This window comes from Candidatus Dedyshia acidiphila (assembly GCF_051025295.1).
Taxonomy (GTDB): domain Bacteria; phylum Acidobacteriota; class Terriglobia; order Terriglobales; family Acidobacteriaceae; genus KBS-83.
This window is the reverse complement of the sequence record NZ_JBMGJV010000101.1, coordinates 1-255: the sequence shown is the minus strand read 5'-3', so window position 1 is coordinate 255 and position 255 is coordinate 1. Positions and strand designations below refer to the sequence as shown.

The window sequence follows — 255 nt, the reverse complement described above, 5'->3', positions numbered from 1 at the left end:
CGCGCTCGGTGAAGTGCTCCCCGACGGCAAAAAGGCCGACATTCGCGTGACGACATCCATGCAGGCCTTCGGCCTGATCGTCACCGCGGAGCCCTACTTCGCCGTCACCATGCCGTCCGATGTCGTCGTCATGCAGAACAAGGTGCTGCACGACAAGACCGAGGGCGTCATCTCGCCGATCAATGCGCATGCCTCGCTGCTGCCGCGCGGTCTCTACACCAAGAGCACCGCGGAGCGGAACCCGGCCGACATCAT

1 pseudogene is annotated in these 255 nt (G+C 63.9%); it reads left to right on the top strand.

The window, feature by feature from the left end:
• Positions 1–255, top strand: a pseudogene (locus AC5IJH_RS18370) (OmpA family protein); the annotation flags it as partial.